Below are 6,419 nucleotides of genomic sequence, written 5' to 3'. Positions count from 1 at the left end.
CCCGACTCTCATGACCTCAACTTCTCGAACCGCCCGGTGCGGACCCGCATGCCGGGTGGTGTGGCAGGGGAGCGACCTCACAAGGTCGCCCCCTATGCCGATTGGACGTCTCGCATCGCGGCATCGGAATAAGCGGGCGCGCGTCGGGTTGAAATCAGGCGGCCAACGACAACACAACCGGAGGACAAGATGATCCGTATCGAGAGATCCGTGACAATTTCGGGCCTCGCGCTCGCCGTCGCCTCGCTTGCCTTGCTTGCAGCGCCATCGGCGCAAGCGCAGTCGGCCGACATGACGTTCTTCGTAACTTCCAACGGCCCGGGCAAGGGCGCCGATCTCGGCGGCCTGGAGGGGGCCGATGCGCAATGCCAGAAGCTTGCACAGACTGGCGGCGCCGGCGCCAAGACTTGGCGCGCCTATCTCTCGACGCAGGCCGCCGACGGCAAGCCAGCCGTCAATGCGCGAGACCGCATCGGCAGAGGGCCGTGGCAGAACGCCAAGGGCGTCGTGATTGCCAAGGACGTTGCCGACCTGCACGGCGCGGCCAATAATCTCACCAAGCAGACCGCACTCAGCGAGAAGGGCGAGGTCATCAACGGCCGTGGCGACACGCCAAACCGGCACGATATCCTTACGGGATCGCAAGCTGACGGCACCGCGTTTGCCGCGGGTGATGACAAGACCTGCAAGAACTGGACGTCGAGCACGCAAGGTGCCGCGGTCGTCGGTCATGCCGACCGTCAAGGCCTGCGCGACGACGAGCCGTCAAGGTCCTGGAACAGCTCTCACCCCTCGCGCGGTCCGGACGGCGGCTGTTCGCAGGCCGATCTGAAGAGCACCGGCGGCGACGGCCTGCTGTATTGTTTTGCGGCGAATTGAGGCTCGATCCTCCGTCGTTGCGAGGAGCGTAGCGACGAAGCAATCCAGAGTCCCTCCGTGACGACGAACTGGATTGCTTCGCTGCGCTCGCAATGACGGCGCATGTGGAGCGGCTGTTGCATCTTGCGCTGACGGAACTTGCAGCCACGTGCTACATTGGTCCAGACGCGTTCACGCTCACGGACCCCTCCCATGAAATACGAGCTCTATTACTGGCCCGAGATCCAGGGCCGCGGCGAATATGTGCGGCTGGCGCTGGAGGAGGCGGGAGCCGCTTACGTTGACGTCGCGCGCGGCCCGCGCGGCACCAGCGCGATGATGAAGATGATGGACGCGCACAAGGGCACGCCGCCCTTTGCGCCGCCGTTCCTCAAAGCCGGCAAGCTCGTCATCGGCCAGACGGCGAACATCCTGCTCTATCTCGGCGCGCGTCATGCCCTCGCGCCGAAGACGGAGGCCGGCAAACTCTGGGTGCACCAGCTTCAACTGACGATCACCGACCTCGTGGTCGAGATCCACGATACCCATCATCCGCTCGGGCCCTCGCTCTACTACGAAGATCAGAAACCGCCGGCAAAGAAGCGCACGGCCGACTTCTGGAGCGAGCGCGTGCCGAAGTATCTTGGCTATTTCGAAGAGCTTCTCGCCAGCAATGGCGGCGCCTATGTCACGGGCCGCAGGCTGACCTATGTCGATCTCTCGCTGTTCCAGATCGTCGACGGACTGCGTTACGCATTCCCAAAGCGCATGAAGGCGTTCGAGGCGGACATCCTGGGTCTCGTCGGCCTGCACGACCGCGTCGCTGCGCGGCCGAACATCAAGGCGTATCTCGCCAGCGAACGCCGCATTCCCTTCAACGAGCAGGGCATCTTCCGCCGCTATCGCGAGCTGGATGGCTAGAGGTTTTCGAGCGAAGCGGATACCGGTTGGCAGTGAGACGCGTTCACCACACGCCCGGCAGCAGACGATAGCGCACCCGCGTCACGTAGTCGGGATAGCCCGGCAGGCCCTCGCGCAGCGTGCGCTCCTCGATGCGGATGCGGATCGCAAACAGGGCGACGAAGATTGGCATCATCGGAAGTCCCCACCACGAGCCCAGGAGCAGCGGCACGCCGGCGAAGAACAGGATCATGCCGCTGTACATGGGATGGCGGACATGCGCGTAGGGCCCGGTGGAGATCACCCGCTGTGCGCGATCGGCTTGCAGCTTCACCACGGGCGCCGCGAATGAGTTCTCGCGGAACACCCAGAGTATAAACAGCGTTGAGAGCAGGAACATTACGAAGCCGAGCGCCTGTAGCGCGACCGGCATGTCGGAAAATTGATTGCGGCGGTCGAGCCCCATCGCGGCGAGCCAGGCCAGTATCGCGACGACGAACACGGTCATGAAGACTTTGTCGGCGGCCGGCTGATCCCTTTGCAGCACCGGTCGCAGACGTTCCGCGAGCAGGGCCGGATCAATCCGATAGAGCCACCAGCCGCAGACCGGGCCGAGCAGGGCGGAGGTCGCGAGGAGCACCCAGGCTGAAGGCCAGCGTAGGGTCCCGGCGGAGACGAACAGCAGCGCGCCGATTGCGATGGTGGCGATCGTGTTCTGCAACAGCAGTTTTGCGATCATGCGCAGGTCCAAGGTCAATTGCGCACGATTCTGGTCCCGCTATCCGGCGAAGATGCGGCCGGACGTGCAAAAGGCCCGATCGACCGGATCGAGCTTTTCATCCTCGATGGGCCGGATCAGGCGAGCTGATCGATCCGCGTTCCCTGTCCCGGCGGCAGCGGCGCGGGCGGCGGCGGCTGGTAGGTCGGGGCGCTGTCCTTGGTCTTGGCCTGATCGTCCTGCCGCGTCGTCGTGTCGTAGCTCGGCACCACGGTCGCGATCGGCGGCGGCGCAACGGTTGAAACGCTCATCCACATACCTCACACATGGAAACAATCGACCTTGCCCTGTGAGGGGCGAAACTTCCGTCAAGGCAATCGTTAAAATGCGAGGGATCTGATGCGGTGGGATGCTCCGCTTTCGCGCCAGCATCGCGCGGCGTGGTGAGCGCCGAGCCTATTCGTCCTTCGGCCGCGTGATCGCGATCGACGCATCCGTCTTGGTGCGGGTGCATTCCATGTTGAGACGCTTGAAGCGCATCGACACCTTGTCGCCGCGCAACAGGCCCATGCGCTTCAGGCAGCGCGTGGCGCCTTTGGTGGTGTCGTCCTTCGGCACCGTGAAGATGATCGCCGCTGCGGACCCGACGAGGTCGTAGAACTGCGGCGTCGGCTTGCGGTCGCCCTTGGCATAGAGCTCGTTCGAATAGGTCTTTCCCTGCGCGCGGCAGCCGAGCGAGAGCTCCTTCGCCGCCGGGTGGGTGAGGTAGATGATGTTGGCGGCCTTGAAGTTGACCTTCAGCTTGTCGATGCCGCTCGCGAGCTGCTTTGCGATGTCGTCGCACTGGTCCGCACGGGCAGGCGAGGCGAGAGTCACAAGGCCGGCGATGGCGGCGGCAACGAGGATCGCGCCGCGGACGTTCGAATTCGATGTCATGATGAAAAGCCCCTTAGCATGCGTATTCAATCGTCGGCGCGCGCAGAGCGCAAGGGGTGCAGCCGGGCCCAATCGGGCACCATGATGACCCCCGGACAGCGACCGAACAATGGCCGCAGCGGTGCCGAATCGGGATGCCCCGACCGCGCCATAGCTCCTTCCCTTTACGGCAAAAATGCTTAGAACGCTTCTATGCCGAGGGCCCGCGCGAGGCTCCAGAACCCGAGATCGACCTCATGAACGCTCCCACCGCTTTCCCCGACCAGTCAAAACCCGTTCCGCCCTACAAGCACACCCCGCTGTTCCCGCTGGGCAAGGACGAGACGCCCTACAAGAAGATCACGTCCGAGGGCGTCCGGGTCGAGAAGGTCCTGGGGAAAGACATGCTGGTGGTGTCGCGCGAGGCGCTGCGGGCGCTGTCGGAAGCGGCTTTCGGCGACATCAACCATTATCTGCGCCCCGGCCATTTGAAGCAGCTCCGCGCGATCCTCGAGGACGGCGAGGCGAGCCCGAACGACAAGTTCGTTGCGCTGGACTTCCTCAAGAACGCCAATATCGCCGCGGGCGGCGTGCTGCCGATGTGCCAGGACACCGGTACCGCGATCATCATGGGCAAGAAGGGCTGCAACATCATCACCGACGGTGACGACGAGGCTGCGCTGTCGGAAGGCGCGCGCGACGCTTACCTGCGCCGCAACCTGCGCTACTCGCAGGTCGCGCCCTTGTCGATGTACGAGGAGAAGAATACCGCCAACAACATGCCGGCGCAGTGCGAGATCTACGCCGAGGGCGACGACGCCTACAAGTTCATGTTCATGGCGAAGGGCGGCGGCTCCGCCAACAAGAGCTTCCTGTTCCAGGCGACGCCCTCGGTGCTGACCAAGGACCGGCTGCTCGCCTTCCTCAAGGAGAAGATCCTGACGCTCGGCACCGCGGCGTGCCCGCCTTATCACCTCGCCATCGTCATCGGCGGCACCTCCGCCGAGCTCTGCATGAAGACGGTGAAGCTTGCCTCCGCCCGCTATCTCGATGCGCTGCCGACCCACGGCTCGCCCGACGGCAATGCGTTCCGCGACGTCGAGATGGAAAAGGAAATCCACAAGATGACGCAGTCGCTCGGCGTCGGCGCGCAATTCGGCGGAAAGTATTTCTGCCACGACGTGCGCGTGATCCGCATGCCGCGCCACGGCGCCTCGCTCCCGATCGGGCTTGGCGTGTCCTGCTCCGCCGACCGCCAGGTGCTCGGCAAGATCACCAAGGACGGCGTCTATCTCGAGGAGCTCGAGCACAACCCGGCGCAGTATTTGCCGCAGGTCGAGCAGTCGCTCGGCGGCGAGGTCGTCAAGATCGATCTCAACCAGCCGATGAAGGACATCCTTGCGACGTTCTCGAAGTATCCGATCAAGACGCGGGTCTCGATGACCGGTACCATGATCGTCGCGCGCGACTCCGCGCATGCCAAGCTGCGCGAGCGGCTGGAGAAGGGCGAGCCGCTGCCGGATTACTTCAAGAACCATCCGGTCTACTACGCCGGCCCCGCCAAGACGCCCGAGGGCTATGCCTCCGGCGCGTTCGGTCCGACCACCGCAGGCCGTATGGATTCCTTCGTCGACCAGTTCCAGGCCGCGGGCGGCTCAATGGTGATGGTCGCCAAGGGCAACCGCGCGCCGGCCGTACGCGAGGCCTGCAAGAAGTACGGCGGCTTCTATCTCGGCTCGATCGGCGGTGCGGCGGCGAACCTTGCCGAGCACTGCATCAAGAAGGTCGAGGTGCTCGAGTATCCCGAGCTCGGCATGGAAGCGATCTGGCGCATCGAAGTCGTCGACTTCCCCGCCTTCATCATCATCGACGACAAGGGCAACGACTTCTTCAAGGAGTTGAACCTGGGCTAACTCTTCACCTCGCCCCGCTTGCGGGGAGAGGTCGGACTTTGCGCGCGGCGCAAAGTCCGGGTGAGGGGGGCTCTCCACGAGTCCGACTGTCACCGTCCTCGCGGAGACTCTCCCTCACCCCAACCCTCTCAGCGCGAGCGCAGCTCGTCGCGGCCCCGCAAGCGGGGAGAGGGAGACTAAAGAGCTAACTGCAAGTCGTGACCTGGTTGGAGCACAGCGCGCGCCACCAGCCGCGGACGCCGTCCTGGCTCTCGACGAGTCCCCAGAGGCCGCTGCAGGCAAAGATGCGCTTCGGGCTGCCGTCGGTGTCGATCGCGCCGCCGAGCTCGCGCTGGGCCGGCATCCATTTGGCATCGACGAAGGGGGCCTGGAACAGTCCGCCCATGCGGGTCGCGCCATTGGCATAGGCAGCGCCGACCTTGTTGGACGCGACCCAGCCGCGCCCCGCATAGGGCTTCGGCGCGCTGCGCGGATATTTGGTCTCGTCCTCGTAGTCCTTGCCCGGGGGCTTGGCGCCCTCGATCAGAAACCAGCCGTCCCTGGAGCCGATGATGCGGAATTCGGTGAGCCAGCCGCCGTCGGGCGTGTCCTCGCTGCCGCCGAGCTTGAGCTGGTAAGGCGGCGGCAGGGTGCCGAGCACACGTGCCTTCACCGACGGTTCGGCGCGCACGTTGAGGCCGTTCGGATCCTTGTCGATGGACCAGGCGCCGAGATCGCAGGGCTCTGTGCCCTCGGGCAGCGTTGCGCGCTTTGCGGCGAGGTCGGCGTGCAGCTTTGCGAAATCGGTGTCGTCGTTGTCCGGATCCGGCTCGGTGCGCGGCTTCAACGCGACGGAGACGGCACGCGTCGCATCCGGTGTGAGCGTGACCACGAGCGACTGGCGCGCGGCGAACACGCTGGCAGGGGTTTTCGGATCGTTCGATGTCGCCGGATAGACGGCGAGATATCCCGTCAAACCGTCGGTGCGATAGGCGGTGCCGGCCACGTAACCCGCCGGCACCATGGCGAGCGCGCTTGCGCGCCACGCCGGTTCGGTGTCATCCGCGCGCGCCGCTTGTGTCGCGACGCACAGGACCGTTGCCGCGATGAGACGGAGCGCGCGCACGGTTCGCAGC

Annotated in this window: 7 protein-coding genes; 3 read left to right on the top strand and 4 right to left on the bottom strand. The window is 64.9% G+C overall.

The genetic code is table 11. The features are described from left to right. Nucleotides 1–189 precede the first annotated feature (189 nt). On the top strand, nucleotides 190–879 hold the full coding sequence (locus AC629_RS16065; RefSeq protein WP_084805757.1) for a lectin: 690 nt from the start codon (nucleotides 190–192) through the stop codon (nucleotides 877–879). Nucleotides 880–1,071: 192 nt separating this feature from the next. Continuing rightward, nucleotides 1,072–1,779: a glutathione S-transferase gene (locus AC629_RS16060; RefSeq protein ID WP_084805755.1), complete on the top strand. Its 708-nt coding sequence runs from the start codon at nucleotides 1,072–1,074 to the stop codon at nucleotides 1,777–1,779. 43 nt (nucleotides 1,780–1,822) lie between these two features. On the opposite strand, the gene AC629_RS16055 is transcribed toward AC629_RS16060, so the two are convergent. From AC629_RS16055 to AC629_RS16045, 3 genes are all read right to left on the bottom strand, one after another. Further along, a complete protein-coding gene (locus AC629_RS16055; protein ID WP_084805782.1) occupies nucleotides 1,823–2,497 on the bottom strand; it encodes a methyltransferase family protein in 675 nt (224 codons plus the stop codon). Nucleotides 2,498–2,613: 116 nt separating this feature from the next. Then, nucleotides 2,614–2,787 carry a hypothetical protein gene (locus AC629_RS46850; RefSeq protein WP_168195500.1) on the bottom strand — a complete coding sequence of 58 codons (174 nt, stop codon included), beginning with the start codon at nucleotides 2,785–2,787 and terminating at the stop codon, nucleotides 2,614–2,616. A 145-nt stretch (nucleotides 2,788–2,932) separates the two neighbouring features. Beyond that, nucleotides 2,933–3,412 (bottom strand): hypothetical protein, encoded by a 480-nt coding sequence (locus tag AC629_RS16045; RefSeq protein WP_084805750.1) that lies wholly within the window; start codon nucleotides 3,410–3,412, stop codon nucleotides 2,933–2,935. A 236-nt stretch (nucleotides 3,413–3,648) separates the two neighbouring features. Here AC629_RS16045 and AC629_RS16040 point away from each other — a divergent pair, with 236 nt between their 5' ends. Then, nucleotides 3,649–5,304 (top strand): fumarate hydratase, encoded by a 1,656-nt coding sequence (locus AC629_RS16040; protein WP_084805748.1) that lies wholly within the window; start codon nucleotides 3,649–3,651, stop codon nucleotides 5,302–5,304. A 184-nt stretch (nucleotides 5,305–5,488) separates the two neighbouring features. Here the strand turns inward: AC629_RS16040 and AC629_RS16035 are convergent, their stop codons facing one another. Beyond that, entirely contained in the window at nucleotides 5,489–6,409 is a 921-nt protein-coding gene (locus tag AC629_RS16035; protein WP_084805747.1) for an SH3 domain-containing protein, read from the bottom strand. Between the last annotated feature and the right edge of the window lie 10 nt (nucleotides 6,410–6,419).

Source organism: Bradyrhizobium sp. NAS80.1 (assembly GCF_001908205.1).
Lineage (GTDB): Bacteria > Pseudomonadota > Alphaproteobacteria > Rhizobiales > Xanthobacteraceae > Bradyrhizobium.
The sequence above is the reverse complement of the archived record's forward strand: the minus strand, read 5'-3'. Positions and strand labels throughout refer to the sequence as shown.